We start from the raw sequence: 24,859 nt of genomic DNA, 5'->3' as shown, positions 1-24,859 counted from the left end.
CGTGCGCGTGTACGCGCGAGGAAGCCCGATTGTAGAAGCGCGCGCGGCCCTGTCCGGCCGCGGCGCCCCAGTACGAAACCCCATGAGCAAAACCCTCGTCATCGCAGAAAAACCTTCGGTCGCACAAGACATCGTGCGCGCACTCACGCCCATGGCGGGCAAGTTCGACAAGCACGAAGAGCATTTCGAGAACGACCAGTACGTCGTCACCAGCGCCGTCGGCCACCTGGTCGAGATCCAGGCGCCGGAAGAATTCGACGTCAAGCGCGGCAAGTGGAGCTTTGCCAACCTGCCGGTGATTCCGCCGCGCTTTGACCTCAAACCCGTGGACAAGACCAAGACGCGCCTGAACGCCGTCGTCAGACTAGCCAAGCGCAAGGACGTGACGCAGCTCATCAACGCCTGCGACGCGGGCCGCGAGGGCGAGCTGATCTTTCGCCTGATAGAGCAGTACGCCGGGGGCGCCAAGCCCCTCGGAAAACCCGTCAAGCGCCTGTGGCTGCAGTCCATGACGCCGCAGGCGATTCGCGACGGCTTTGACCAACTGCGCACCGAAGAGCAGATGCAGGGCTTGGCGGACGCCGCCCGCAGCCGCTCGGAGGCCGACTGGCTGGTCGGCATCAACGGCACCCGCGCCATGACGGCCTTCAACTCGCAGGGCGGCGGCTTCTTTCTGACCACCGTGGGCCGGGTGCAGACGCCCACGCTCTCGCTGGTGGTGGAGCGCGAAGAGAAAATCCGCAAATTCATCAGCCGCGACTACTGGGAAATCCATGCGTCGTTTGCCGCCCAGGCCGGCCAGTACCCCGGCAAGTGGTTCGACCCGGCGTGGAAGAAAAACCCCAACGATGCCGAGCAGCGCGCCGACCGCGTGTGGTCCGAAGCCCAGGCACGCGCCATTGCCGATGCCTCGCGCGGGCAGGCTGCTACGGTGACCGAAGAGAGCCGCCCCACCACACAGGCGCCGGGCCAATTGTTCGACCTGACCAGCCTGCAGCGCGAGGCCAACGGCAAATTCGGCTTCTCGGCCAAGACCACGCTCTCCCTGGCGCAGTCGCTCTACGAGCGCCACAAGGCCCTGACCTACCCGCGTACCGATTCGCGCGCGCTGCCCGAAGACTACGTGCCGGTAGCCAAACAAACGCTGGAAATGCTGGCGGGCAGCGGCATGGCGCACCTGGCGCCGCATGCCCGCACCGCCATCGAAGGCCACTACGTGCGGCCGAACAAGCGCATCTTCGACAACGCCAAGGTGAGCGACCACTTCGCCATCATCCCCACGCTGCAAGCGCCCAGCGGGCTGTCAGAAGCCGAGCAAAAGCTCTACGACCTGGTGGTGCGCCGCTTCCTGGCGGTGTTTTTCCCCAGCGCGGAATACCTGGTGACCACCCGCATCAGCAAAGTGGAGCAAGCGGGCCAAACCAACCACTTCAAGACCGAAGGCAAGGTGCTGGTGAAACCCGGCTGGCTCGCCATCTACGGCAAGGAAGCCGCCGACGAGGTGCAGGACGCCAAGGAAGGCGACAAGGGCCAGAACCTGGTCCCGGTGCAGCCGGGCGAGAAGCCCCTGGCAAACGAAGTCGACGCCAAGGGCCTCAAGACCAAGCCGCCAGCGCGGTATTCGGAAGCCACGCTGCTGGGCGCCATGGAAAGCGCCGGCAAGCAGGTGGAAGACGAAGACATGCGCGAGGCCATGCAGGAAAAAGGCCTGGGCACGCCGGCCACGCGCGCGGCCACCATCGAAGGCCTGCTGGCGGAAAAGTACATGCTGCGCGACGGCCGCGAGCTGATCCCCACCGCCAAGGCCTTCCAGCTCATGACGCTGCTGCGCGGCCTGGACGTGAAGGAGCTGGCGCGCGCCGACCTGACCGGCGAGTGGGAATACAAGCTCGCGCAAATGGAAAAGGGCCTGCTGCCGCGCGCCACCTTCATGCAGGAAATCGCCGCCATGACCGAGCGCATGGTGAAGAAGGCCAAGGAATACGACCGCGACACCATCCCCGGCGACTACGCCACGCTGGTGGCGCCCTGCCCCAACTGCGGCGGCGTGGTGAAGGAAAACTACCGCAGGTACGCCTGCGTGGGCAAGCCCGGGGCCGAGCCCTGCGGCTTCTCCTTCGGCAAATCGCCCGCGGGCCGCACCTTCGAGCCGCAAGAGGCCGAGCAATTGCTGAGCGAGCGCAAGATCGGCCCGCTCGACGGCTTTCGCTCCAAGGCCGGCTGGCCGTTCACGTCCGAGATCGTGCTCAAGTACGACGACGAAGCGCACAACTACAAGCTCGAATTCGACTTTGGCGACGACAAGGCCGAGGAAACCGGCGAGCTGGTCGAATTCACCGACCCGGCGCTCGGCGCCTGCCCCATTTGCGGCGCCGAAGTGCACGAGCACGGCAGCAACTACGTGTGCAGCAAAGCCGTGCCCACCGCCGCGCAGCCCGTGCCCAGTTGCACGTTCAAGAGCGGCAAGATCATCCTGCAGCAGCCGGTGGAGCGCGCGCAGATGGAAAAGCTCCTGCAGACGGGCAAGACCGACCTGCTCGACAAGTTCGTCAGCATGCGCACCCGCCGCGCCTTCAAGGCGCACCTGGCCTGGGACGCTGAAGCCGGCAAAGTGAACTTTGAATTTGCCCCGAGCAAGTTCCCGCCGCGCAAGCCGGCTGCTGGTGGAACTATCAAAACAATAGCTTCTGGCGCAAGCAGGACAAGCGCTGGAGGCCTGAAAGACCTTAAAAAACCAGCCGCTGCCAAGAAAGCCCCAGCCAAAAAAGCGGTGGCGAAAGCGGCCGCACCGCGCAAGGCCGCAGCCGGCAAAGCGCCCAGCGCCGCGCTCGCCGCCGTCATCGGCAACGAGCCGGTGGCGCGCCCGGCCGCCGTGAAGAAGCTGTGGGAGTACATCAAGGCGCAAAACCTGCAAGACCCCAAGGACAAGCGCACCATCGTTGCCGACGACAAGCTGCGCGCCGTGTTCGGCAAGGACAGCGCCGGCATGTTCGAGCTCGCCGGCCTGCTCGGCCCGCACCTGGGCTGACCTGGAACGGGGTGCGCCATGCTCGGCCCCAGGGAGCGCGCTGTCTGGACCACCCTGGCCGTGGTTCTGGTCGCAGCTAGCGTGGCCGCGTGGTGGACCGCCGAGCGCTGGACGCCGCTCGCCGGCCCCTGGGCCAGGCAAACCTGGCGGACCATCACCCGCCCCAGCCCACCGCCTGGCCACGCCAGGGCGTCGGCAAGCGCGCAGCCTGCCAAAGCGGGCGCATCGGCCTCGGCCCCGGCCGCGCCACCACGCAAGTGCGTACAAGGAAGCCGCACGGTGTACACCGACCAGCCATGCCCACCGGGCAGCCAGGAGCGCCCGCTGGACCCCGCGTTGAGCGTGCTGCCGCAGTGAACGGCCCGCCCGGGAGCGCTGCCCGCGGGGGACGGCCAAAACCGGCCGCTTGCGCTACGCTCAGCGCCATGCCAACACCCGACCTCTCCGCGGACGCTCCGCGATCCGAAACTCCCACCCGCTCCCTGCCGCTGGCCGGCGCCAGCAACTTCCGCGACCTGGGCGGCTACACCGGCCACGGCGGCCGGCAGGTCGCATGGCGGCGCATCTTCCGCTCCGACCACCTGGCCAGCTTGACGCCCGACGACCAGGCACGCCTGGCCGCGCTGGGCATTGCGCGCACGGTGGATTTCCGCGGCGAACGCGAACGCGCCCAGCTCGCCTACCTGCTGCCCGCGGTCGAGCACTACCAACTGGCCATTGAGCCCACGGTGGTGCAGCGCGCCATCGAACTACAGCGGGATGGCCGGGCACTGACCGCGCAAGATGCGGTGGCGCTGATGCAGGAAACCTACCGCGGCTTCGTGCACGAGAACGCGCCACGCTTTGCCGAGTTCTTTCGCATCCTGCTCGCCAAGGACACGCCGCTGGTCTTCCACTGCACCGCCGGCAAGGACCGCACCGGCTTCGCCGCCGCGCTCATCCTGCTGACGCTGGGCGTGCCGCGCGATGTGGTGATGCGCGATTATTTGCTCACCAACGATCTCTACCGCCGCCCCGCCATGGCCGAGGGCCACGCACCGGAAGAAGTGCTGGCGGTGCTGTGGCGTGTGCAGGCCGAGTTTCTCGACGCAGCGCTGCACAAGGTGGACCAGGACTATGGCGGCCTGCAGACGTACTTGGTGGACGTCTTGGGCGTGGACGGCCCCGCGCAGCGGGAACTGGCAGGGCGCTACCTGCAAGCACCGCACGCCTGAGGCAAGCCACAGGCCAGCGCGCGGCGCCGGCCTGCTTCCCCTTATGCGGTGACGCGCCTGCGCAGCGAGCCCCACACCGTCCAGAGCAGCAAAAATGCGCAAACGCCCAGCGCCACCGCCGTAATGGGCCGCTCCACGAACACGCTGAAACTGCCGCGCGAGAGCAGCAGCGTTCTGCGGAAGTTTTCTTCCAGCATCGGCCCCAGGATCAGGCCCAGCAGTACCGGCACCACCTCCAGCCGCAGCAGCGCCATCAGGTAGCCCACGATGCCAAAGGCCAGCAGCACCCAGACGTCAAAGGTGCTGTTGCTGGTGCTGTAGACCCCGATGCAGGTGAACAGCACGATGGCCGGGAACATCAGGTGGTAGGGGATGGAGAGCAACTTCACCCACATGCCGATCAGCGGGATGTTGAGAATCACCAGAAAGATATTGCCGATCCAGAAGCTCACGATCAGCCCCCAGAACAGGTCCGGGTGGGCCGTAATCACCTGCGGGCCCGGCTGAATGCCCTGGATGGTCAGCGCCCCCAGCATCAGCGCCATGATGGCGTCGCCCGGAATGCCCAGCGTCAATGTCGGGATGAACGCCGTGCCCACGCCCGCGTTGTTGCAGGCCTCGGGCCCGGCGATGCCCTCGATGGCCCCCTTGCCGAATTCCTCCGGGTGCTTGGAAATGCGCTTTTCCATCGAGTACGACAGAAACGTCGCCATGCCCCCGCTGGTGCCGGGCAGCGCGCCAAAAAAGGCGCCCAGGCCCGAGCCGCGCAGCATGGGGCCAAAGGAGCGGCGCCAGTCTTCCTTGGTCGGCATCTGGTCGCGCAGCGAGAAGCGTTGCTCCTCGGGCGTCACGCGCGAAGTGTTGGCGCTCTTGATCACCTCGGTAATGGCAAACAGCCCCATGGCCATGGCGATCAGGCTGATGCCGTCGGTCAGCTCCGGGATATCGAAGGCAAAGCGCGAGACACCGCTGTTCACGTCCGTTCCGATCACGCCCAGGATCAAACCAAAGAACACCATCGCCACACCCTTGAGGGGCGAGCCCTGGCCCACGGTGGAAGCCGCAATCAGGCCCAGCAGCATCAACGCGCAGTACTCCGAGGGGCCGAAACTGAGGGCCCAACCCGAGAGAACGGGGGCAAACATCATCAGCAGCACGATGCCCACGGCGGAGCCCCAGAACGAGGCCACGCACTTCATGAACAAGGCGATACCGCCACGCCCCTGCTTGGCCATGGGGTAGCCATCGAGCACATCGACTGCTGCTGCCGCGTGCCCTGGCACCCCCAGCAGGATGGAGCAGGTGCCGCCGCCGTAATCGGCGCCAAAGTACACCCCCGCCAACATGATGAGCGCGCCGGTGGCGGGCAGGTGGTAGGTGATGGGCAGCAGCAGCGAGATGGCGATCAGCGAGCCCAAGCCCGGCAGCACGCCAACGAGCGTTCCCAGGAACACCCCAACAAAGCAGTACCAAAGGTTGCTGAGCGTGACCGCCTCATGGATGCCGATGGAGAGGTTGGCCGCGAAGATTGAAAGGAAGTCCATGGCTCAGAACTCCCAGGCAAAGGCCGGCAGGGTCATTTGCAGACCCAGCGAGAAGATCAGCCAGGCAATGACCGAGAGGGAGACACCGAGCAGGACGGCCCGGCGCAACTGAAAGCTGTTGCTTCCGGCAGAGGTCACCACCACCATCAAAATCGTGGTGGGGACCAGCCCGACATGCGAAATCAGCAAAGCGAAAAGCGCCACCGCCGCCATCACCGCCAGAAAAGGTCGCAAAGTAAAAGGGGGCGGCTGCACCACGTGGACCGTCTTGCGCAGCGAGAGCAGCGCAATCACCAGGCCCAGCGCGGCGAGGATGTAGCCGAGCACCGTCGGGAAATAGCCTGGCCCCATGCGGGAGGCGGAGCCGACCTGGTAATGGGTGGACGCATACAGGGCTACAAAGAGGCCTAGCGAAATCATCGCGATGCCAGCGACAAGGTCGCGAATGTCAGGTTTCAACGCTTGCTCCGACTACCGGACTGCCCGGTCGTGTGTGGCCACGATTATCTTGTGGGCGGCCATGGGGCGCTGGCGGGTCTGAAGTCGCACGCACGCCGCGCAGGCATTGGGGTCGGATCACGATTTCGCGCAGCGAAACTCGTGCTCCGACCCCAATCCCGGAACCCCACCACCTGCACACCGCCAACCAAGGCGAAGCGCCCCCTCAAGCACACCCTCAAACACCCCACGTCCCGGCACAGAACGCCCAGCCAGCCCAAGCTTTCGCCCGCTAGCCCTTGCTGCGACGCAGCTTATTCATTGCGCCCACAGCCCCCGCCCCTTACAGTGCATTCACAAAATTACACAAATGGGGCGCGCGAGGGGATGGCAACTTTGATTCCAGCCTTGGGCCGTTGTACGGCGCGCATGACTTCGGGTGAGCGCCGCCTGGCCGAGCGGCTGGAGCCAACGCAGGGCGGCGATCCCCTGCCGATTCATGCAGCCAGACGCCTTCGCCGCACCACCGGCCCCAAGACCCACTACCGCAACACGCGGCAGATTCTTCACACCGCCAGCCTGGTCGCCGCAAACCTGCTGACGGCGGACGACAAAGACGACGACGGCATCCCGTTGCTCAAGCCCGTGAGCTGCGGGCGCGAGGGGCAAGCCCCCGTCATCATCAAACTGCCCACCCTGCGCGACGAAGCCTTTGCCATCGCCGACCACCTGGCCAGCGCCCACAAAGAGGGCCTTGCCTGGGGCGACATGGCCGCGCTGTGCGCCGACTGGAAAACCATGGACCTGTGCGCCAGCGCCCTGGCCCAACGCAAGCTGCCGCATCGTGTGCGCAAGAGGAGTGGCGAATACCGGCCTGGGGCGGATGCGATTCAGGTGATGACCATGAAGGTCAGCAAAGGCTTGGAATTCCCCGTGGTGGCGCTGCCCGGCGTGGGGCATATGCCTGCGGTGGGGGAGGATGAGAAGGAAGCGGCGCGGGTGTTTTATGTGGCTGCGACAAGGGCTACGCAAAAGCTGATGTTGGGGATGTGCGGAGAAGGAAGCTTTGCGAAAAGACTACATCTCTAAGTAGTACCGTTTCACAACTACGAATACAGCAGCAACACGGCAAGGAAAATAAATGCTTTTGACAGAAAACCAACTCGATACTTGGGTTAGAGGAAATGCGCGCGAAGCACAGGGCGTGATTGTTGAGCTTGTCTGGCGATTGGTCGCTGCATCTTCCCCTCGACCCAAAGAGCGCCGATTTCCTCTGGGTGACAGCATTGGTCAACACGGCCCTGATGGCGTTTTGGATGTGGACTATTCATTTGATCCTTTCGTACCTGAAGGGCGCTCATATTGGGAGATAGGCACAGGGGAAAAACCGGGGGACAAGGCAACAGAAGACTACAACGGCCTTGTTTCGGGAATGCCCAGAGAGGAAAGAGTCCGGTCAACTTTCGTGTTCGTCACCCCCATTTCTGGGCGAGGTAGTTTTCCCCATACGTGGAAAGAAAAGGCACAGGCATCTTGGCTTAAGAAGCGACAAGAAGCGAATGAATGGCTGGACATTCGAGTCATCGACGGGACCAAGCTGATTGATTGGGTACTCCAATTTCCGCCCGTTGAAGTTTGGCTCACCAATATCGTTCTCGGCCACTCAAAAGAGAATATTGAAACGCCCGAGCAACGATGGAGCCTGCTTCGTAGCTACGGTGAACCGCCTTCACTTGCTCCCGACTTGTTCCTTGCGAATCGCGAAGAGGCAACAACCAAGATCAATGAAGTCTTCGCTGGCACAAGCATTCAACTTAAGCTCAATACACATTTCCCGGATCAAGTCGCTGACTTTGTCGCAGCCGCTTTGCAAAACCTTGACGATGTGAGCCGAATCGATGCCGCCGGTCGCTGCGTGATCATCTCTAGCATTGATGCATGGAATGACATGGTTAAGCAACCTGAGAAGTTGGTGCTTGTAGCTGATGCAACACTTGACTTGACGGGGGGTGCTGGCACCAAGCTCATTCAAAAGGCACGGCGAGCGAACCACGCAATAGTCTTTGGCGGCCCCACTGGTGGAATCCCAGATCCAACCAGTGTGGCTTTATCGGCTCCACGAAGCCACCATGTCAAAGAAGCCCTGGAGAAGTGCGGCTACGGCGAGGAGCGAGCCCGAACTTTGGCACAGAAAAGCGGGGGCAACCTTGGAACTCTGCTGAGGTGTCTTCAAAACCTGTCGGTGATGCCCGAATGGGCAGAAAGCACAGCAGCGGCGGAATTGGCAATTGCGGTAATTCTGGGGTCGTGGATGGATGGCTCTGAAGCAGACCGCGTGGTTGTGGAGGGTTTGTCGGGAAACGGGTACGGGGAGTGGATCGGGAGGATGCGTGAAATCACCCATCGCCCGGGCACTCCCCTAACTCAACGTGACGGCAGTTGGCGGTTCGTTTCCCGGTATGAGGGGTGGCACGCACTTGGACCGAGAATATTTGACGAACACCTAGAAAAGTTGCAAGCGCTGACTACAGCCGTATTGGTAGAAAGAGACCCGCAATTTGATCTGCCGACCGACGAGCGATATGCATCTCGCATGCACGGGAAAGTGATGAAGCATTCACAGACCTTGCGAAATGGTCTCGCTGAAACACTGGCTCTATTGGGTAGCTTTCCCAGTGCACTTAGTTCTACTTCTGTTGGCAAAGCTGAGGTGACCACAGCGTTAACTGTCCGCGCAGTTCTTTCAGATGCTGACTGGGAACGTTGGGCTGGGCTAAACGATTTGCTTCCGCTGCTGGCTGAAGCTGCACCCAACGAATTTCTTGACGCTGTTGAAAGAGCCCTGGTTACCGATCCCTGCCCTTTCGACAAAGTGTTTGCCCAAGAAAGTGGTGATTTCATGGGGCGCACCTACATCAGCGGCGTTCTCTGGTCGCTAGAAACACTCGCTTGGTCTGCCGAGCATCTGAACCGAGTGGCAATGTGCCTTGGCGAGCTTGCTTCGCGTGACCCAGGTGGAAAGTACTCTAACCGCCCGGCCAATTCGCTCAGCACAATTCTGTTGCCGTGGATGCCACAAACATGCGCGCCAATATCCAAGCGGTGCTCTGCAGTTTCCTCGTTAATCAGGGATCTTCCAGAAATAGGTTGGAAACTGCTGCTGAGCCTTCTTCCCAGTTCGCATTCAATTTCGTCTGGCTGCCGCAGACCCGCTTGGCGTCAAACGATTCCGGATGATTGGAAAAAAGGTGTCACACAGAGCGAATATTGGGAGCAAGTTGACTATTACTCACAGATCGCGGTTGCAGCAGCTAAGAGTGATCACAAAAAGCTCGTTGCGTTAATTGATCGAATTGATGACCTTCCGAGATCTGCTTTTGACCAACTGCTAGCTCACATCGCTTCTGACGTTGTGTTGGCGATGTCGGAAGCCGACCGGCTGACGATATGGACATCCCTAGTGGATTTGGTGGCGAAACACAGAAAATACCCAGATGCTGACTGGTCAATGGAAAAGGAGACGATTGACGAAATTGCGGCACTAGCTGATCAGCTCGCACCAAGTGCTCCCGCGTTCCGCCATCAACGCCTTTTCAGCGAGCGAGATTTTGATCTCTACGAGGAGAAAGGTAACTACGAGGAGCAGCGCAATAGTCTTGAGATTCGTCGTCAACACGCATTGGCGGAAGTGGCTGCTCATGGTGGGGCTCCCGCTGTTTTTGCCTTCTCATCGAGCGTGCAATCTCCCTGGCGTGTTGGTTTGGCTTTCGGTGCAATCGCAGGCACTGACGTGGATCGCGTAGTGCTGCCGTCGTTACTTGAGGCCGAGCAAAAACACCTAGTGCAGTTGGCGAGTGGATTCGTTTGGAGCAAATTTTCCCGCCTGAACTGGCACTGGGTAGATAGTTTTGATACGCATAGTTGGACACCTTCGCAAATCGGGCAATTCTTGGCTTACCTCCCTTTTTCACCTAGTACGTGGGACCGATCCACTACGCTTCTAGGAGCGAACGAGGCGACGTACTGGAGCAAAACAACCGCAAATGCGTACGAAACGGAGATTGGCCTAGATCGTGCGGCGACATCCCTAATTCAATATGGTCGCCCACACGCGGCGTTGCGATGTGTGGCCAGAATGTTGCATGGAGCGCTGCCATTCAATGCAACGCTGGCGGTACAGGCGTTGCTCGCGGCGCTTGCGTCATCAGAGAGCACGCATTCGATTAATGCCTATGAAACAACTGAAGTCATCAAGGCCCTTCAATCTGATTCCAGTATAAACGCCGATGATCTATTCCGAGTCGAGTGGGCGTATTTGCCATTGTTAGATCGCCATAGCGGAGCATCACCCAAGCACCTTTGGCATCGTTTGGCGACTGATCCAGCCTTTTTCTGCGAGGTAATTCGGTTCGTTTTTCGATCAAAGCACAAAGATCAAATACCTGAAGAAGCAACAGAAGACAAAAAAGGAATTACAACCAATGCTTATCGTCTGCTCAGCCATTGGAGAAAACCGCCTGGCCATCAATCCGATGGAAGTTACGATGGCGCTGCTCTGAATCTGTGGCTAGACGCGGTAAAGACCGAATGCAAGGCAACCGGGCACTACGAAATTGCCATGACGATGCTTGGACATTCCTTGATTCATGTGCCTGCCGATCCAGACGGACTGTGGATTCATCGCGCAGCAGCATCAGCCCTCAATCAAAAAGAGGCGGCGGACATGCGCGATGGGTTCAGAACAGAACTATTCAATTCGCGCGGCGTGCATGGTTTCACATCAGGGGTGGCGGAGAGAAACATTGCGGCCAGATACCGTACTCAGGCCGACGAAGTTGAGACTGCGGGGTTCTATCGACTTGCAACCACGCTCAGGGAACTGGCCGACGATTACAACAGGCAGGCCGATCGCGAGTCAAAGCGGTCGCCATTTGACGATTGATCAAAACCCGTTGCGCATTATTCTGCGACCAGTTAGAGCACGCGCGGCGTGGTGTGAGGCGTTGCAGAAACGAGCTGTCGTCCAAGCTCTTGCGTATCCCATCGATCCAGCCCCAGGCGATGGCGGCCACCACGCAGTCGTCCCACGTCACGCTGGGCTGACCGGTGGCCTTTTTGAAGATGCGCACCCACAGCTCCGTCTCGCTGGCGTGGTTGGCCTGCAGCCATGCGTGGAGGTGTTCTGGCGTTTCAAAGGTGTGGTGGGCGGTGTCGCTCATGTATTGATAGCTGCTTGCGCTTATTCCACAGGCGCTAGTGACCTATTTGGCACATAACTCGTACCCTATGCTCCGCCCCCCGCCCTCCAGCCTGCGCAGCACGCCTCGCTCCAGCAAGTCGTTGATATCGCGCAGCGCCGTGTCCGCAGAACATTTGCCCATCGCCGCCCACTTGGCGTTGGTCAGTTTTCCTTCCATGCCGTCCAGCACGCGATTCAGCACCAGGGTTTGGCGGGCGTTCATGGGTGTGCCTGCCCAGCGCTGCCAGAACTGGGCCTTGTCCAGTACGCCCGCCAGCGTGGCGTCTGCGCCCTGCACGGCGCGCAGCAGGCAGCCCAGAAACCAATGCAGCCACGGGGTCACGTCCAGCAGGCCTTTTTGGGTGGCTTCCAGCCGGTCGTAATAGTCTTTGCGCTCGCGCTGTATTTGGGCGCTGAAGCTGTAGAAGCGTTGATGCGTTCCCTCCGCTCTGGCCAATGCCATGTCGCCCACGGCGCGGCTCAGGCGGCCATTGCCGTCGTCAAACGGGTGCAGGGTAACCAGCCACAGGTGGGTCAGCCCGGCTTTGATGAGGGCGTCGCCCACCGGGGCGGCTTCGAACCAGTCAAAAAAGGCTTGGGTTTGCGCGGGCAGGGTGGCGGCGGGCGGGGCTTCAAAGTGCACTTTCTCCCGCCCCACGGGGCCGGACACCACTTGCATGGGGCCGCTGGCATCGGTGCGCCACGCGGCCACGGTGATGCGCATGCGCCCGCTGTAGCCGGTGGGGAACAGCGCCGCATGCCAGCCAAACAGGCGCTCGGGCGTGAGGGGCAGGACATAGTTGCGGGTGGCGTCCAGCACCACGTCCACCACGCCGTCCACATGCCGGTCGCTGGGTGCCAGGGCCCCAATGTCGAGGCCCAGCTTGCGGGCCACGGAAGAGCGCACGGCGTCCAGGTCCAGCCGCTCGCCCTCAATGGCGCTGGTGGTGATGACTTCTTGCGTTAACACTTGCAGGGTGGCCTGGTCGCGCTGCGCCAGCCCCAGCTCTGCCATGCGCCCCGCCAGCATGCCCTGTGCGCGGTGCACCTGCGCCAGTGGCGCGGCCAGGGCGGCGGCGTCAAAAGTCAGGTGCGGCCAATCGGGCAGCTGCCAGATGTAGCGGGGCGTGCGGGTGGGGCGGTGGTGGCGCATGCGGCGATTATGCGGAGTATTCACCGCATTTTGTGCGGTGAATAGCGCCGCAAAACGGCGCAAATGCGGATGCGTAAACCCATTTTGCTGCACTTTTGATAGCTTCCAGCGCTTATTTTTATTGCGCTAGAGGCCAATTTGACCTCAAACATTGGCTGAATCAGTTTCCGCCTCGGGCCACAGCGGCGCAAACATGAAGGGCAGCGCGTGCTGCGGCAAGCCAAAGCGCGCCTTGCCTTGTGGCGAGTCGGACTTGGGCAGGCCGCGCGTGACCCGTGCGCCCCGTGGCGCTCGCTCATGCCGAGCATGGCTTTGAAGTCGCCACGCGGCATTCCAAAGATACGGATCACAATCTGAGGCGTAGTTCCTGCCTAGAGGCAGATGAAAGATTCCTCTAACGGCGCCTTGCCGAACTCCCTCCTCACAACACCCAATGGAACACCCCATGACCACTGCCATGTACACCCACTCGGTTCCCGTTTTCAAGCAGATGCTGACGGCTTTGAAAGCCATTCTTGCGCAGGCGAGCGAATACGCGGCGGCCAAGTCGATCGAGCCCGATGCGTTCTTGCAGGCGCGGCTGGCACCCGACATGTTTCCGCTGCTCAAGCAGGTGCAGATTGCCGCCGATTTTTCGCGCGGTATTTCGGCGCGGCTGGCGGGGGTGGAGGTGCCGAAGTTTGAAGGGCAAGAGAAGAGCTTTGCCGATCTGGATGCGCTGCTGACGCGGACCCTGGCCTTTTTGGACAGCGTTCAGGCCGCGCAGTTCGAGGGCAAGGAAGGCGCCGAGATCGTCCTGCGCCCCGGCACGCCGAAAGAGAAAAAGCTCACTGGGCAGGCGTATCTCGTGAACTATGGTTTGCCGCAGTTCTTCTTTCATGTGACGACGGCCTACGACATCCTGCGCCACAACGGTTTGCCGATTGGCAAGCGCGATTTTCTGGGCGCGTACTGACGCACGCCAGGCGTGGCGATGGCGGGCCCCGTGATTTCCCGTGGATGCAACCCAGGGACCGCCATGGCAAGCACCGCACACGTGCTACAGCCCCGAGGCCATTGCCGCGTGGGCCCAGGGCGTGCGCGCCTGGACGAGCGGCAAGCGGTCGCGCGAGGTGTTCGTGTACTTCATCAACGGCGCCAAAGAGCGCGCCCCGCCACGCGCCATCCATGGCGCGCGCGCAACGCTCGCCCAGGCAAAGGCTTGACGGCGCCCCAGGGGCCGCAGGTACACTGCCCCTCCTCATGCCGTACACCTTCCACCACTTCACCGCACCTGCCGCTGCCAGCCATGGCATGTGCATGATGCTGCCCGCATTCTCGCGGGCGATGGGTGCACGAATGATTACCACCATTACCCCCGCGGCCACCTGAGCACGCGCAGGTGGCCGTTTCGGCAGCCACCTGGTGATCGCTCTCTTCTCCCCAAGACGAATGAATGAAACCCAGCTCTGGCAGCTGGGTTTTTTTGTTTGTTCGTTAGTTGCCAGGAGATACCCATGTTCCGCGATCCCGTCCAGTCCCTAGAGCCCCAGCCCCGTCCTTCCGTCGGCGCCATGCGCCCCCTGCGCGTGGGCATGATTGGCATGGGCACCGTGGGCGCAGGCACCTTCCGGGTGCTGGCGCGCAACCAGGCGCTGATTGCCGGGCGCGCCGGGCGCGGCATTGAAGTGGTGGTGGTGGCCGCGCGCAATCTGGCGCGCGCCGTGGGGGTTGTGGGCACCGATGTGGCGCTGACGAACGACCCGATGCAGGTGGCCACGCACCCCGACGTGGAGGTGGTGGTGGAAGTGGCCGGTGGCACGGGCCCCGCGCGCGGATGGGTGCTGGCGGCCATCGCGGCGGGCAAACATGTGGTCACAGCCAACAAGGCGCTGCTGGCGGTGCACGGCAGCGAGATCTTTGCCGCCGCCCGCCAACACGGCGTGGCCGTGGCCTACGAGGGCGCGGTGGCGGTGAGCATCCCCATCGTCAAGGCGCTGCGCGAGGGCCTCACGGCCAACCGCATCGAATGGGTGGCGGGCATCGTCAACGGCACCACCAATTTCATCCTGAGCAAGATGCGTGATGAGGGCCTGGGTTTTGCAGAGGCGCTGCAGCAGGCGCAGGCGCTGGGCTACGCCGAAGCCGACCCCACCTTCGACATCGAGGGCGTGGACGCCGCGCACAAGATGGCGCTGCTGGCGGCCAATGCGTTTGGCATGCCGGTGCGTTTTGCCGATGCGCAGGTGGAGGGCATCACCCGCCTGCAGGGGCTGGATGTGGCCTGCGCCGAGCAACTGGGCTTTCGCATCAAGCTGCTGGGCGTGGCCAGGCGCCGCGAGGACCACGGCGTGCCGGGTATCGAGCTGCGCGTGCAGCCCGCGCTGGTGCCCGCCACGCACCTGATGGCGCAGGTCAACGGCTCGATGAACGGCATCATGGTCAAGGGCGACGCCTCGGGCGTGACGATGTACTACGGCGCGGGCGCGGGCTCCGAGCCCACCGCATCGGCTGTGATTGCCGACCTGGTGGACGTGGCGCGGCTGGGCGGCACCCCTGCGGCCCAGCGCGTGCCGCATTTGGGCTTTCATGCCCACGCGGTGGACAGCGCCCTGGCGGTGCTGCCACGCGCCGCCGTGCACACCCGCCATTACCTGCGTGTGCCCGTGCACAGCGCCCAGCAGATCGACGCCGTAGGCGCCTGGCTGGCCACGCAGCAGGTGCCGGTGTTGCAGGTGCAACTGGCCCGCGACCAAGCCTTGCCACCCGGAACGCCCCCCCAGGTGCTGGTGCTGACCGGGGCGGCGGCCCAGGCTACGGTGGACCTCGCCGTGCAGGCACTGGCGGCCCACCCCGCCGTGGCAGGCCCGGTGGTGGCGCTGCGGGCGGAGATGCTGGAGGGCTGAGCCGCGCAGAGCAGAAAATTGTGACCAAAACAGGTGCTAGCGCTTATCCATAAAGCGTTAGCAGCTATGGTTTTGGTAGTTTTTCTTCTCTGCCTCCACGGCAACATCCACACCTCTTGGCGTCCGATCCCATCGGTGCCTGCCCCCACCCGCCTGCAAGCCCCATGCGCTTGTATCGCGCACAATGGCCCGAATGAAAGCACCCCCCCGACTCCAATCCCTCATCGACGAAGGCCTGATCGACACCGTGGTGCGCCAGCTCATGAGCGGCAAGGAGGCCATGGTGTTTGTGGTGCGCCATGGCGAGCAAACCCTCTGCGCCAAGATCTACAAAGAGGCCACCCACCGGAGCTTTCGCCAAGCAGTGGACTACACCGAGAACCGCAGAACCAAGAACTCGCGCACTGGCCGCGCGATGGCAAAAGGCAGCAAGTTTGGCCGGCAAGAGCAAGAGGCCGCCTGGCAAAACGCCGAGGTCGACGCGCTGTACCGCCTGGCTGCGGCGGGCGTGCGCGTGCCGCAGCCCTACAACTTTCACGATGGCGTGCTGCTGATGGAGCTGGTGACCGACGCCCACGGCGACGCCGCGCCGCGCCTGAACGATGTGTCGTTCACCCCCGAGCAGGCCTTGCAGCACCATAGCGCGCTGATTGCCGAGGTGGTGCGCATGCTGTGCGCGGGGGTGGTGCATGGGGACTTGTCGGAGTTCAACATCCTGCTGGCCCATGGGGCAGTGGAAGGTACCGCTGAGGGCGTGGACTTCCCCGTCATCATCGACCTGCCGCAGGCGGTGGACGCCGCCGGCAACCACCACGCCCAGCGCATGCTGCTGCGCGATGTGGCCAACCTGCGCAACTTCTTTGGCCAGTTCGCGCCGGCGCTGCTGGCAACCGAGTACGGCGCTGAAATCTGGGGCCTGTACCAAAGCGGCATGCTCGGCAACGAGACGCCCCTGACCGGCCGCTACGAGCGCAGCCACGCCAATGTGGACATGCAGGCCGTGCTGCGCGAGATCGACGACGCCCGGGACGAATACGCGGCACGCCGGCTGCGCATGGCGACGGCGGCGGGGTAAAGCAGTTCTCGGCTCTTGCTTCTGTATTGATAGCTGGCTCCGTAATCTGCACCTGCGCTAACGGCCTATTTCAATAATAAATACGCCGCCCTGCACGCTGCCGCGAACCTGTTTACGATCCCCGGGCGCGCCGCAAGCCAGCCATGGCTGGTGTCGGCAACGGCGTTTTTTAATCAACCCCCCTGTGCGGGGGCAATCGGAGACAACGATGTTCAGTCATGTGATGGTGGGTGTGAGCGATCTCGAAGCGTCCAAGCGGTTCTACGACGCGGTGTTGGGCGCCATCGGCATTGGGCCCGGCATTTACAACCACAACGGGGTCGTGGGCCGCTACTTCTACCGCAGCCCCACCGGCAGCTTTGGCATCACCACGCCCATCAACGGCGAACCCGCATGCCATGGCAACGGCAGCACCATCGGCTTTACCATGGCGTCGCCCGAGCAGGCCGATGCCTTTCATGCGGCCGGCCTGGCCAACGGCGGCACCACCTGCGAAGACCCGCCAGGGATGCGCAATGGCGCGGTAGGGCAGATGTATCTGGCCTACCTGCGGGACCCCGACGGCAACAAGCTCTGCGCGCTGCACCGCCCGCCCAAACCCGAAGCCGGCGCCGGCGCCGCGCGCACGTGAAATCTGCCCAAGCCGGGGTGTTCGACGAAGCGTATTACCAGCGCTTCTATTTCGACAAGAAAACCAGCGTCGTCGACCCCGGCCACGTCGAGCGCCTGGGTGCTTTCGTCTGCAGCTACCTGCAGTACCTGCGCGTGCCGGTGCACCGGGTGCTGGACATGGGCTGCGGCATTGGCCTGTGGCGTGACGTGGTGGCGCGGCACTTTCCGCACGCGGCATACCACGGCGTCGAATTCAGCCCCTACCTGTGCGAGCGCTTTGGCTGGGAGCGCGGCTCGGTGGTCGACTACCGCGCCAGCGCGCCGTACGACCTGGTGGTCTGCCAGGGCGTGCTGCCCTATCTGGACGCACCCGATTTGAAGCGCGCCCTGCACACCCTGGGCCAGCTCTCGCACGGCGCGCTGTACCTCGAAGCCGTCGCGCGCGAGGACTGGGAGCAGGGCATTCTGGACGAGGACCTGACCGACCCGCGCATGTTCCGCCACCGCGCCGCGCTCTACCGGCGCGGGCTGGAGAGCGGCTATACCGCCTTGGGCGGCGGCCTTTGGCTGAGCCGCGAGGCCGAGGTGCCGCTGTTTGCGCTGGAGAGCCTGAGCAGTGGCTGAAGGCACGAGCGCGCCAAGCACACCTGCCGTGCCGCACGCCGTTTCTAGGCTGAGAACCGCCCGCCTGGCGCGCAGCGCCAAGCCGTTTCTGGCGCGCGGCGGCCCCAAGGGCGAGCGCTGCCCCGGCTGCCGCCTGGTGCCCAGCCACTGCCTGTGCGCGCTGCGCCCGCAGACGCCGACGCGCGCCGGCGTCTGCCTGCTGATGGCGGACATCGAGCCCCTCAAACCCAGCAACACCGGCTGGCTGATCGCCGACGTGGTGGCCGACACCTTTGCCTTCGGCTGGACGCGCACCGAGGTGGACCCGGCCTTGCTGGCGCTGCTGGCCGACCCGCAGTGGCAGCCTTTTGTGGTGTTCCCCGGCGAGTTCGTGGCGCCTGAGCGGGTGGTGACGCAGGTACGGCAAGCACCGCAAGCGGGCGGCGGTACGCTTGCACGGCGCCCACTCTTCGTCCTGCTCGACGCCACCTGGCCCGAGGCGCGCAAGATGTTCCGCAAGAGCCCGTACCTCGACGCGCTGCCAGTGCTCAGCCTGCAACCCGATCAGCTCTCCCGCTACCAGTTGCGCCGCTCTACCCGGGCCGACCATTTCTGCACCGCCGAAGTCGCCGCGCTGTGCCTGGCGCTGGCGGGCGACGAACAGGCCGGCGCGGTGCTGGAGGCTTGGCTGGAGGTGTTCACCCACCACTACCTGCAGGCCAAACACCAGTTGCCGGTGGATGCTGCCTGCGAGCCGCACCTGCGCTTGCAGGCGCTGTGCGCGGCTGACCAGGCGACATAGGCGTCGGGGCGCGCCTCCTACGCACCGCGCCCAAACCCCCGGCTCAGGTAGCGCGAGCCGCGCTCGCCAAAGCGCCAGGGCGTCTCCACCGCCTTGCTGATGCCGATGCGCGGCCCGGCCAGCACGTCCGCAGGCTGCCCATCCCACCGCAAGGCGAAGGTGGGCGGCTGCACGGGGCGATGGTTCCAGCTGTGGTCCACGCCCAGGGCCTGCGCCAGGCGCCCTGGGCCGGCGCAGAGCAGGCGCGGGTCTTGCAGGCCGCGGCGCGCACGCATCACCTCCAGCCCCTGCGTAGGCTCCAAGGCACGCAGCAGCACCCCCGCGCCATGGCCGGCCTCACGGCAGACCAGGTTCATGCACCAGTGCAGGCCGTAGGAGCGGTACACATAGACATGCCCAGGCGGCCCAAACATGGCGGCGTTGCGCGCCGAGGGGCCGGTGTAGGTGTGCGAGGCCGGGTCTTGCTGGTCATAGGCTTCAGTTTCGACAATGCGGCCACCGACGCCATCGACCAGCAGCGTCACGCCAATCAGCCGCCGCGCGACCTCGCTTGAATCAGCGCCGAAGTCGATGTCGGCAGGCTCCAGGGGGTCCGGCGTTGCCATAATGCTCCTTAAAATATAGCTGCACGCGCTTATTGGATAAGCGCCAGGCAGCATTTTCATTCATATTCCTGCCGCCTGCCGCGCTCTGGCGTACAGTGCCATCCCGCCACCCTGCTCCCGCCCACCCAGAGAAAGACCCCTATGACGCCCGGCAAAGACCCCGCCCGCGAGAGCGAACTCAAGAAAATGGAGCTGTGCGAAGCCTGCGCCGGCATCCAGCGCAACTGGCGCCGCGCGCCCGGTCACGCCGAGCTGGTGCAAGGCGGCCACCGCCGCGAGGAGCACGGCGGCCACGTGGTGACCGTGACGCGCCATGTCTGCGAGCGCTGCGGCACCGCCTGGGAATACACCAACGACAAGCGCGACCAGCGCGCCGGCTGGGCCGTGGTGGGGCGCTGAAGGCCACAATGCGCCACGCCCTCTGCGGGCCCACCGGCCCGAGCCGGCGGCGCTGGCTCATCCAGGCAGGAGCTGCGGCTGTGCTGGTACTGACCGGGCTGCGCCCTGCCTGTGCCGGCATGGGGATTTCGAGCTACACGGTGCCGCTGGTCGCGTTGCAGGCGATGCTCAGCGAGCGCTTTCCGCGTCGCTTTCCGCTCGCCGGGCTCGCGACGCTGGAACTGCAGGCGCCCCTGTTGGTGCTGCGGCCTGAAGCCAACCGCCTGCGCGCACGGGTGCCCGCCGTGCTCAGCGGTCCCGCAGTGGACACGCCCGGCCAGGGCATGCTGGAAGTCGAATTCGGCCTGCGCTACGAGCCGCGCGACCACACGCTGCGCGCCCACGACATCGCCCTGCAAAGCCTGGAGATCGAAGGCCTGGACCCTGCCGTCGCCGCCCTGTTGCACGCCTGGGCACCGCGGCTGGCGCGGCGCGCACTGGGCGAAGTGGTGCTGCACCGTCTGGAGCCCAAGGATCTGGCGCTGCTCGACGGCCTCGGCCTGCAGCCGGGCCCCATCACGGTGACCGAACAAGGGCTCGCCATTGCCTTCGTGCGACGCGCGCCTGAACCGGTGAAATGAAGCACGGCTCCAGCGCGTGGGTGCGCGCCATGCCGGCAGTGTTCGTGGCCGTGTGGAGCACCGGCTTCATCGTCGCGCGCTATGGCATGCCCCATGCGCCGCCAATGACGTTTCTGGCAATGCGCTATGCGCTCTCCATCGCCTGTTTTTTGCCATGGATTGTGCTGGCACGCGTGCCGTGGCCGAAGGGGCGCCTGGCGTTCGCGCACCTGACCGTCACGGGCCTGCTGATGCAGGGCGGCTACCTCGGGGGTGTCTGGGCGGCCGTGAAGGGGGGCATGGGTGCGGGGCTGATTGCGCTCGTCGTCGGCCTGCAGCCGCTGCTCACCGCCACCTGGATCTCGGCGCGAGGCGGCTATGTGACCCGGCTGCAGTGGGTCGGGCTCGCGCTGGGCCTGGGTGGGCTGGTGCTGGTGGTGTCGCACAAGCTGGAAACGGGCCATGAAGCGTCGCTGGGGAGCCTGGCGCTGGGTATTCTGGCGCTCGCCTCCATCACCTGCGGCACGCTGTACCAGAAGCGCCATGTGGCGCCGTGCGACGTGCGCACCGCGAGCACGGTGCAGCTTGCGGCTGCGCTGCTCGCCACCTTGCCCTTGGCGCTGCTGGAGGTTGAGACCGTGCGCTGGAACGCCGAGTTGGTCGGCGCGCTGGCCTGGTCGGTGCTGGTGCTGACGCTGGGAGGCAGCTCGCTCTTGTATCTGCTGATCCAGCGCGGCGCGGCCACCGCCGTCACCAGCCTGATGTACCTGGTGCCGCCCTGCACTGCGCTGATGGCCTGGCTGCTCTTTGGCGAAAGCATCACCACGGCCACCGTGGTCGGCACGGCGATGACGGCTGCCGGCGTGGCCTTGCTGGTGCGCAGACGCTGAAAGCTAAAGGCGCCATCGCGCGCTGGATGCACGAACGGGCGCTACACCTCTACAAGCCACGCTCCACCATGTCGAGCAGACGCTCGCTCAGCGCATCGAGCGCCTGCGGTGGCATGCCTTGCAGCGGGCCGTCGAGCGCCAGCAGGGCCAGCCCGTGCACGGTGGACCACGCCAAGAATTCCGCGCCTGGGCGGCGCTCTGGCGGCATCGCACCGGCAGCCACCAAGGCATCCAGCGCGGCGTTCAGATGCCCAAAAGGGTTGTGGCCGCTGGCGCCCGACGCGGCGGCATCGGGCGCCACCGTGAACGGGCCGCCGAATGCGGTACGGAACAATCCGGTTTCGGCGAATGCGAAACGCAGGTAGCCCCGGCCTACGGCGCGCACCCGCGCATGGGCTTGCACTGCCGCACTGCCTTCGGCAGGCACGGCGCGGTATTCGGCCTCCATCGCGCGGCCGACGGCGGCCACCGCTTCCGCGCGCACCGCGCCGAGCAAATCCTCCCGGTTGGCGAAGTGCCGGTAGGCGGCGTTGGGCGCCACTCCGGCGCGCCGCGTGGCTTCGCGCAGCACCACCGCTGTGGGGCCGCCACCCCGCGCCAGGGCGACGCCGGCTTCCAGCAGCGCACGGCGCAAATCGCCATGGCGGTAGGTGCTGCGGGGAGCCGGGTTACGCATTTTTTCACTCATGGGGACGCTTGATTGTAGACAGCGTCCATTTTCTCTGCCACCATTTGTGTACGCCGTCCACAAATGGTGGCTGTGGCGCATGTCCCCCTATTGATGAGGAGTTTTTCCATGACCATCCAGGTGCAACCCTATCTGTTCTTCGAAGGCCGCTGCGAGGAGGCCCTGGCTTTTTACGAGAAGGCGCTGGGCGCCAAACGCGGCATGCTGATGCGCTACAGCGACAACCCCGACCCGCAAACGCCGCCGCCCGGCTGTGCCGCTCCGGCGGGCGACAAGGTCATGCACGCCGACTTCACCGTGGGCAGCACGCAGCTGATGGCTTCCGACGGCATGGCGTCGGGCCAGCCCTCGTTTGCCGGCATCGCGCTCTCGCTCACCACTGCCGACGAGTCACAGGCGCGGCGCTGGTTCGACGCACTGGCCGAGGGCGGGCAAGTGACCATGCCCATGGCGAAAACGTTTTTCTCGCCCGCTTTTGGCATGGTGCACGACCGCTTTGGCGTGCACTGGATGGTGATGGTGCCGCAATAAGCGAAACGCCAGAAAGGCGCGCGGCCATGATCCCTTTGCTGGTGCCGCAATCGGATGCCCGGCAGGTGATGGGGCCCGGCATTACGCACCCCTTGCCCCGGCCTGCGGCGCGGCATCGTTCGAAGTCGAAGGCGCGCTGAGAAACGCCGCCAATCAGACCGCCATGCGGATATTTGCATAGGAAATCATGAGCAAAATATTTGTCAACATTGGACTTAGCCTCGATGGCTACATGGCGCCCGAAGGGATGACCATGGACCAGCCTGATTACAAGAACTGGGGCGCAAAGTGGGGTGCGATGATGGCTTGGCTTCTCAAGCAGCAGTACTTCCGAGAGACCCTGCAATTCGGATCAGGCGGAGAGACTGGTCCGGTGAATGACATGGTTCGCCACACCATGGAGCGCACTGGCGCCAATATCATGGGCAAGAAAATGTTCGAGCAAGGTGAAGTGGCATGGCCTGAGGAGGCTCCTTTTCATACGCCGGTCTACGTGCTCACCCACGAAAGACGCGAACCGTGGGCCCGGCCGGGGGGAACGACGTTCTACTTCGTTCACGATGGCCCGGAGCGGGCTCTGGAGCAGGCCCAACAATCTGCAGGCGATCGCGATATTCGCATCTCGGGTGGTGCAGACGTCATCCAGCAGTACCTCAATCTAGGTCTCGTCGACGAGTTGGAAATCGCCCTGGCCCCCGTGTTCTTCGGCGGGGGGCGGCGTCTCTTCGAGAACCTGCGCGACCCGGGACCGCTGTTTCAAATCGACAGGGTACTCAGCACTCCAGAGGCGACCCACCTGCGCTATGTGCGTGCGTGACTGCAGCCCACGCACATGACAAAGCGCTGCAAAAGGGCGGAGCTTTGATGGAGATTGCAGGTCGTCCCGCGCAGGGGGCGGCCCCATTGGGGCGTTGGCAGCAGGTACGCCGCAACGATTTCCCATAGCATTCGCCCGCCGCATGACCTCCATCCCTATCCCACTCACCCCGCGCCAGCGCTGGAGCGCCCTCATTCTGCTGTGCCTGGGCGAGTTGATGATCGTGCTCGACACCACCATCGTCAACGTCGCCTTGCCCAGCATTCGCGCAGATTTGGGCTTTACCGAGACCTCGCTTGTCTGGGTGGTCAACGCCTACATGCTGACTTTCGGCGGCTTTCTCTTGCTGGGGGGGCGCCTGGGCGATTTGTACGGCCAGCGCAGGCTGTTCCTGCTTGGCATCGCGGGGTTTACGTTGGCGTCGCTGGCCTGCGGGCTGGCGCAAACGCAGGCGCTACTGGTGGCCGCGCGTGCGCTCCAGGGCGTGGGCGGCGCGGTGGTGTCGGCCGTGGCGCTGTCGCTCATCATGACGTTATTTTCCGAACCGGCGGAGCGCGCACGCGCCATGGGCGTGTATGGCTTTGTCTGCGCGGGCGGCGGCAGTGTGGGGGTGCTCCTGGGAGGTGTGCTGACGAGCCTACTCAGCTGGCATTGGGTATTTCTGGTGAACCTTCCGGTCGGCGCCGCCATTTACCTCGCCTGCCGCGCGATGCTGCCCGATACCCCCGGCCAAGCCCACGGGCAAGCGCTGGATGTCGCCGGGGCCGCCACGGTCACCATGGCGCTGATGCTCGCGGTGTACGCCATCGTCAACGGCAACCAGGCCGGCTGGACCTCCGCGCGCTCGCTGGTGCTGCTGGCCAGTGCCGCCGCGCTGTTGGCCCTCTTTGTGTGGCTGCAGGCGCGGGTGCCCGCGCCGCTGGTGCCTCTGGCGCTCCTGCGTCTGCGCAACTTGTCGCTTTCAAGCGCCATTGGCGTGCTCTGGGCGGCCGCCATGTTCGCGTGGTTCTTTCTGTCGGCTTTGTACCTGCAGCGGGTGCTCGGTTACAGCCCCATGCAGGTCGGACTCGCTTTCCTGCCTGCGAACCTCATCATGGCGACGTGCTCGCTCGGGCTGTCGGCCTGGGTGGTGCTGCGCTTTGGCATACGCCCGACCTTGGGGGCCGGCCTGTTGATGGCGGCACTCGGCCTCGCCTGGTTCGCCCTGGCACCCGTGCAAGGACAGTTCATCCCGCATGTGCTGCCGGGCATGCTGCTGCTGGGGGTGGGCGCGGGCATCGCCCTCAACCCGTTGCTGCTCGCCGCGATGGGCGAGGTGAACCCGGAAGATTCCGGGCTTGCCTCGGGTGTGGTCAATACCGCCTTCATGATGGGCGGGGCGCTGGGGCTGGCCGTGCTCGCGAGCCTTGCCGACGCACGCACCGGTGCCTTGCTCGCCAGCGGCCGCACCCTCGCGGACGCACTGCATGGCGGTTACCGGCTGGCCTTTGCCGCAGCGGCATGCGCAGCACTGGTGGCTGCGGCACTGGGAAGCTTTGCACTGCGGCCAGCAGCCGCGCCCCCGGCCACGCTGGGCGGCGCGCCGCTGGCCCATTGAATTATTTTGCTATTGTTTATATAGCTGTATGCGCTTATGTATAAAGCGCTATCGTCTTATTTTCTATAAAATTTCGCTGCCTGCAGCGTCCTGCGCTGCGCCGTGCTGTCCTGGCCCGCGCACTGCAGCGTTCCACACAC

At 64.2% G+C, this 24,859-nt stretch carries 24 protein-coding genes and 1 pseudogene; 19 read left to right on the top strand and 6 right to left on the bottom strand.

Annotation, left to right across the window (positions count from 1 at the left end):
• The first annotated feature begins 82 nt into the window (after positions 1-82).
• The 3 genes from D3F03_RS12720 to D3F03_RS12710 all read left to right on the top strand — a co-directional run bounded on the left by D3F03_RS12720 (position 83) and on the right by D3F03_RS12710 (position 4,242).
• The gene (locus D3F03_RS12720) at positions 83-3,028 is read left to right on the top strand and encodes a DNA topoisomerase III (RefSeq protein WP_119109788.1); all 2,946 of its coding nucleotides are present in this window, start codon (positions 83-85) and stop codon (positions 3,026-3,028) included.
• A gap of 18 nt (positions 3,029-3,046) precedes the next feature.
• Complete coding sequence (locus D3F03_RS12715) at positions 3,047-3,385, top strand: DUF4124 domain-containing protein (RefSeq protein WP_119109787.1); 339 nt, start codon at positions 3,047-3,049, stop codon at positions 3,383-3,385.
• A gap of 68 nt (positions 3,386-3,453) precedes the next feature.
• The gene (locus D3F03_RS12710; protein ID WP_119109786.1) at positions 3,454-4,242 is read left to right on the top strand and encodes a tyrosine-protein phosphatase; all 789 of its coding nucleotides are present in this window, start codon (positions 3,454-3,456) and stop codon (positions 4,240-4,242) included.
• 41 nt (positions 4,243-4,283) lie between these two features.
• Here D3F03_RS12710 and D3F03_RS12705 read toward each other — a convergent pair whose 3' ends face one another.
• Together D3F03_RS12705 and D3F03_RS12700 are read right to left on the bottom strand one after the other, a co-directional pair.
• A complete protein-coding gene (locus D3F03_RS12705) occupies positions 4,284-5,786 on the bottom strand; it encodes a tripartite tricarboxylate transporter permease (RefSeq protein WP_119109785.1) in 1,503 nt (500 codons plus the stop codon).
• A 3-nt stretch (positions 5,787-5,789) separates the two neighbouring features.
• Positions 5,790-6,245, bottom strand: a complete 456-nt coding sequence (locus D3F03_RS12700) for a tripartite tricarboxylate transporter TctB family protein (RefSeq protein WP_147414726.1) — start codon at positions 6,243-6,245, stop codon at positions 5,790-5,792.
• Positions 6,246-6,743: 498 nt separating this feature from the next.
• On the opposite strand from D3F03_RS12700, the pseudogene D3F03_RS12695 reads away from it, so the two are divergent.
• Together D3F03_RS12695 and D3F03_RS12690 are read left to right on the top strand one after the other, a co-directional pair.
• Positions 6,744-7,313 (top strand): annotated as a pseudogene (locus tag D3F03_RS12695) (3'-5' exonuclease); the annotation flags it as partial.
• A 52-nt stretch (positions 7,314-7,365) separates the two neighbouring features.
• Positions 7,366-11,166, top strand: coding sequence for a hypothetical protein (locus D3F03_RS12690; protein WP_119109783.1), 3,801 nt, complete (start codon positions 7,366-7,368; stop codon positions 11,164-11,166).
• Here the strand turns inward: D3F03_RS12690 and D3F03_RS12685 are convergent.
• Both D3F03_RS12685 and D3F03_RS12680 read right to left on the bottom strand, forming a co-directional pair.
• Positions 11,096-11,443, bottom strand: coding sequence for a YdeI/OmpD-associated family protein (locus D3F03_RS12685; RefSeq protein ID WP_245960607.1), 348 nt, complete (start codon positions 11,441-11,443; stop codon positions 11,096-11,098). The genes D3F03_RS12690 and D3F03_RS12685 overlap by 71 nt on opposite strands.
• 42 nt (positions 11,444-11,485) lie before the next feature.
• Positions 11,486-12,616, bottom strand: a complete 1,131-nt coding sequence (locus tag D3F03_RS12680; RefSeq protein ID WP_119109782.1) for a Fic family protein — start codon at positions 12,614-12,616, stop codon at positions 11,486-11,488.
• A 445-nt stretch (positions 12,617-13,061) separates the two neighbouring features.
• Between D3F03_RS12680 and D3F03_RS12670 the strand changes: the two genes are divergently transcribed.
• From D3F03_RS12670 to D3F03_RS12640, 8 genes are all read left to right on the top strand, one after another.
• Positions 13,062-13,571: a DUF1993 domain-containing protein gene (locus D3F03_RS12670; RefSeq protein WP_119109781.1), complete on the top strand. Its 510-nt coding sequence runs from the start codon at positions 13,062-13,064 to the stop codon at positions 13,569-13,571.
• A 40-nt stretch (positions 13,572-13,611) separates the two neighbouring features.
• Positions 13,612-13,821: a DUF72 domain-containing protein gene (locus D3F03_RS12665; protein ID WP_119109780.1), complete on the top strand. Its 210-nt coding sequence runs from the start codon at positions 13,612-13,614 to the stop codon at positions 13,819-13,821.
• Between the two features lie 37 nt (positions 13,822-13,858).
• The gene (locus D3F03_RS17510; protein WP_281271432.1) at positions 13,859-13,987 is read left to right on the top strand and encodes a hypothetical protein; all 129 of its coding nucleotides are present in this window, start codon (positions 13,859-13,861) and stop codon (positions 13,985-13,987) included.
• A gap of 125 nt (positions 13,988-14,112) precedes the next feature.
• Positions 14,113-15,501, top strand: a complete 1,389-nt coding sequence (locus D3F03_RS12660; protein ID WP_119109779.1) for a homoserine dehydrogenase — start codon at positions 14,113-14,115, stop codon at positions 15,499-15,501.
• Between the two features lie 193 nt (positions 15,502-15,694).
• Entirely contained in the window at positions 15,695-16,576 is an 882-nt protein-coding gene (locus D3F03_RS12655; protein ID WP_119109778.1) for a PA4780 family RIO1-like protein kinase, read from the top strand.
• 208 nt (positions 16,577-16,784) lie between these two features.
• Entirely contained in the window at positions 16,785-17,207 is a 423-nt protein-coding gene (locus D3F03_RS12650; RefSeq protein WP_119109777.1) for a VOC family protein, read from the top strand.
• On the top strand, positions 17,204-17,812 hold the full coding sequence (locus D3F03_RS12645; protein WP_119109776.1) for a class I SAM-dependent methyltransferase: 609 nt from the start codon (positions 17,204-17,206) through the stop codon (positions 17,810-17,812). Before D3F03_RS12650 ends, D3F03_RS12645 begins: the two co-directional genes overlap by 4 nt.
• 28 nt (positions 17,813-17,840) lie before the next feature.
• Positions 17,841-18,593, top strand: coding sequence for a tRNA-uridine aminocarboxypropyltransferase (locus D3F03_RS12640; RefSeq protein ID WP_119109904.1), 753 nt, complete (start codon positions 17,841-17,843; stop codon positions 18,591-18,593).
• Between the two features lie 17 nt (positions 18,594-18,610).
• Here the strand turns inward: D3F03_RS12640 and D3F03_RS12635 are convergent, their stop codons facing one another.
• A complete protein-coding gene (locus D3F03_RS12635; RefSeq protein WP_119109775.1) occupies positions 18,611-19,198 on the bottom strand; it encodes a DNA-3-methyladenine glycosylase in 588 nt (195 codons plus the stop codon).
• 141 nt (positions 19,199-19,339) lie between these two features.
• Between D3F03_RS12635 and D3F03_RS12630 the strand changes: the two genes are divergently transcribed.
• Genes D3F03_RS12630 through D3F03_RS12620 form a run of 3 tightly spaced genes read left to right on the top strand, consistent with a single transcriptional unit; the run spans position 19,340 to position 21,086 of the window.
• Positions 19,340-19,597: a hypothetical protein gene (locus D3F03_RS12630; protein WP_119109774.1), complete on the top strand. Its 258-nt coding sequence runs from the start codon at positions 19,340-19,342 to the stop codon at positions 19,595-19,597.
• Positions 19,598-19,605: 8 nt separating this feature from the next.
• Positions 19,606-20,217, top strand: a complete 612-nt coding sequence (locus D3F03_RS12625; protein WP_119109773.1) for a DUF1439 domain-containing protein — start codon at positions 19,606-19,608, stop codon at positions 20,215-20,217.
• Entirely contained in the window at positions 20,214-21,086 is an 873-nt protein-coding gene (locus D3F03_RS12620) for a DMT family transporter (protein WP_245960606.1), read from the top strand. Before D3F03_RS12625 ends, D3F03_RS12620 begins: the two co-directional genes overlap by 4 nt.
• A 49-nt stretch (positions 21,087-21,135) precedes the next feature.
• Here the strand turns inward: D3F03_RS12620 and D3F03_RS12615 are convergent, their stop codons facing one another.
• Positions 21,136-21,774 carry a TetR/AcrR family transcriptional regulator gene (locus tag D3F03_RS12615; RefSeq protein WP_119109772.1) on the bottom strand — a complete coding sequence of 213 codons (639 nt, stop codon included), beginning with the start codon at positions 21,772-21,774 and terminating at the stop codon, positions 21,136-21,138.
• A gap of 114 nt (positions 21,775-21,888) precedes the next feature.
• Between D3F03_RS12615 and D3F03_RS12610 the strand changes: the two genes are divergently transcribed.
• The 3 genes from D3F03_RS12610 (at position 21,889) to D3F03_RS12600 (ending at position 24,719) form a co-directional block, all read left to right on the top strand.
• Positions 21,889-22,305: a VOC family protein gene (locus D3F03_RS12610; RefSeq protein ID WP_119109902.1), complete on the top strand. Its 417-nt coding sequence runs from the start codon at positions 21,889-21,891 to the stop codon at positions 22,303-22,305.
• A 187-nt stretch (positions 22,306-22,492) separates the two neighbouring features.
• A complete protein-coding gene (locus D3F03_RS12605; protein WP_119109771.1) occupies positions 22,493-23,122 on the top strand; it encodes a dihydrofolate reductase family protein in 630 nt (209 codons plus the stop codon).
• 151 nt (positions 23,123-23,273) lie between these two features.
• Positions 23,274-24,719: an MFS transporter gene (locus D3F03_RS12600; RefSeq protein ID WP_425453133.1), complete on the top strand. Its 1,446-nt coding sequence runs from the start codon at positions 23,274-23,276 to the stop codon at positions 24,717-24,719.
• Positions 24,720-24,859 lie beyond the last annotated feature (140 nt).

Source organism: Simplicispira hankyongi (assembly GCF_003570885.1).
Taxonomy (GTDB): Bacteria; Pseudomonadota; Gammaproteobacteria; order Burkholderiales; family Burkholderiaceae_C; genus Simplicispira; species Simplicispira hankyongi.
The sequence above is the reverse complement of the archived record's forward strand: the minus strand, read 5'-3'. Positions and strand labels throughout refer to the sequence as shown.

Bases quoted from the DNA above. Each gene is read 5' to 3' on its own strand.
- D3F03_RS12690 (WP_119109783.1), top strand. From the start codon at position 7,366: ATGCTTTTGACAGAAAACCAACTCGATACTTGGGTTAGAGGAAATGCG.
- D3F03_RS12710 (WP_119109786.1), top strand. From the start codon at position 3,454: ATGCCAACACCCGACCTCTCCGCGGACGCTCCGCGATCCGAAACTCCC.
- D3F03_RS12685 (WP_245960607.1), bottom strand. From the start codon at position 11,443: ATGAGCGACACCGCCCACCACACCTTTGAAACGCCAGAACACCTCCAC.
- D3F03_RS12615 (WP_119109772.1), bottom strand. From the start codon at position 21,774: ATGAGTGAAAAAATGCGTAACCCGGCTCCCCGCAGCACCTACCGCCAT.
- D3F03_RS12705 (WP_119109785.1), bottom strand. From the start codon at position 5,786: ATGGACTTCCTTTCAATCTTCGCGGCCAACCTCTCCATCGGCATCCAT.
- D3F03_RS12605 (WP_119109771.1), top strand. From the start codon at position 22,493: ATGAGCAAAATATTTGTCAACATTGGACTTAGCCTCGATGGCTACATG.
- D3F03_RS12655 (WP_119109778.1), top strand. From the start codon at position 15,695: ATGAAAGCACCCCCCCGACTCCAATCCCTCATCGACGAAGGCCTGATC.
- D3F03_RS12720 (WP_119109788.1), top strand. From the start codon at position 83: ATGAGCAAAACCCTCGTCATCGCAGAAAAACCTTCGGTCGCACAAGAC.
- D3F03_RS12620 (WP_245960606.1), top strand. From the start codon at position 20,214: ATGAAGCACGGCTCCAGCGCGTGGGTGCGCGCCATGCCGGCAGTGTTC.
- D3F03_RS12635 (WP_119109775.1), bottom strand. From the start codon at position 19,198: ATGGCAACGCCGGACCCCCTGGAGCCTGCCGACATCGACTTCGGCGCT.
- D3F03_RS12715 (WP_119109787.1), top strand. From the start codon at position 3,047: ATGCTCGGCCCCAGGGAGCGCGCTGTCTGGACCACCCTGGCCGTGGTT.
- D3F03_RS12660 (WP_119109779.1), top strand. From the start codon at position 14,113: ATGTTCCGCGATCCCGTCCAGTCCCTAGAGCCCCAGCCCCGTCCTTCC.
- D3F03_RS12680 (WP_119109782.1), bottom strand. From the start codon at position 12,616: ATGCGCCACCACCGCCCCACCCGCACGCCCCGCTACATCTGGCAGCTG.
- D3F03_RS12650 (WP_119109777.1), top strand. From the start codon at position 16,785: ATGTTCAGTCATGTGATGGTGGGTGTGAGCGATCTCGAAGCGTCCAAG.
- D3F03_RS12630 (WP_119109774.1), top strand. From the start codon at position 19,340: ATGACGCCCGGCAAAGACCCCGCCCGCGAGAGCGAACTCAAGAAAATG.
- D3F03_RS12625 (WP_119109773.1), top strand. From the start codon at position 19,606: ATGCGCCACGCCCTCTGCGGGCCCACCGGCCCGAGCCGGCGGCGCTGG.
- D3F03_RS17510 (WP_281271432.1), top strand. From the start codon at position 13,859: ATGCCGTACACCTTCCACCACTTCACCGCACCTGCCGCTGCCAGCCAT.
- D3F03_RS12670 (WP_119109781.1), top strand. From the start codon at position 13,062: ATGACCACTGCCATGTACACCCACTCGGTTCCCGTTTTCAAGCAGATG.